This is a genomic window from Candidatus Accumulibacter vicinus, assembly GCF_000584955.1.
Classification (GTDB): Bacteria; Pseudomonadota; Gammaproteobacteria; order Burkholderiales; family Rhodocyclaceae; genus Accumulibacter; species Accumulibacter vicinus.
In genome coordinates, this window is sequence record NZ_JDSS02000028.1 from 7,436 (window position 1) to 8,491 (window position 1,056).

General features: G+C 65.3%; 1 protein-coding gene and 1 pseudogene. One reads left to right on the plus strand and one right to left on the minus strand.

Translation table 11 applies throughout. The features are described 5' to 3' along the window. Positions 1-148: 148 nt before the first annotated feature. Positions 149-355, minus strand: coding sequence for a hypothetical protein (locus CAPSK01_RS22980; RefSeq protein ID WP_273703681.1), 207 nt, complete (start codon positions 353-355; stop codon positions 149-151). Between CAPSK01_RS22980 and CAPSK01_RS22985 the strand changes: the two are divergent. Further along, positions 329-1,009: pseudogene (locus CAPSK01_RS22985) on the plus strand (thiamine pyrophosphate-dependent enzyme); the annotation flags it as partial. The gene CAPSK01_RS22980 and the pseudogene CAPSK01_RS22985 sit on opposite strands and share 27 nt — an antisense overlap. Between the last annotated feature and the right edge of the window lie 47 nt (positions 1,010-1,056).

Sequence of the window (1,056 nt, forward strand, 5' to 3'; positions counted from 1 at the left end):
TGCCAAGAAGACTGCAGCGAGCGGCCGGCGCAGCACCGGCCAGTGCGCCGTCCGCCGGCCAGCGTTCCGCCGCTTCCGCAGCACCGCCGGCCACCATCGAGCCAACGCCGCAGGCGGCGGCCATACCTTTGGTGTCGGTCGAGTCAGCTCAAGCGGTCGACGACTGGTCTAGCGCGCTGCAGTAAGAAGGCGATTTCCCGGAAATCAGGGGGCGATGTGCCTGCGCCCGGCCGAAGCCCTCGGGGCGCAGCAGATCGCGCCCCATGCGTGCGCCGGCGGACGAGTGTTCGAGAGCTGATTCGTCTATCCGGCACGAATCTTCCTCTTCAAGGCCGTCGCCGGCATCGGCTGCCATTACATGGTCACCTGGATGGACCGCAGCACGGCAACCTTCACCCACATGGGCGGCGAAGGCGTCACCTGGGTCGGCCAGGCGCCATTCACCGACGTCAAACACATCTTCGCCAACCTTGGCGACGGCACCTACTTCCACTCCGGGCTGCTGGCGATCCGCCAGGCGGTCGCCGCCGGCGTCTCGATCACCTACAAGATCCTCTACAACGATGCCGTCGCGATGACCGGCGGCCAGCCAGTCGATGGCAGCCTGAGCGTCCCGCAACTCACCCGGCAGCTCGAAGCCGAGGGAATCACCCGAATCGTCATCGTCACCGACGAACCCGCCAAGTACGAGGGTGTGCGTGGACTGGCTCCGCATACGCCGATCCACTACCGCGACCAGCTCGACGCGGTACAGCGCGAGCTGCGCGAACATCGCGGCGTTTCGGTGCTGATCTACGACCAGACCTGCGCCACCGAGAAGCGCCGCCGCCGCAAGCGCGGCAAGCTCGCCGACCCGGCGCGGCGGGTTTTCATCAACCAGGCCGTCTGCGAAGGATGCGGCGACTGCGGCGTGCAGTCGAACTGTCTGTCGGTGATTCCGGTCGAGACCGAGTTCGGCCGCAAGCGCGCGATCGACCAGTCGTCGTGCAACAAGGATTTCTCGTGCGTTAATCCTATTTTCCTCAGTTGAACGATCCAGATCTGTTGCAAACTGAG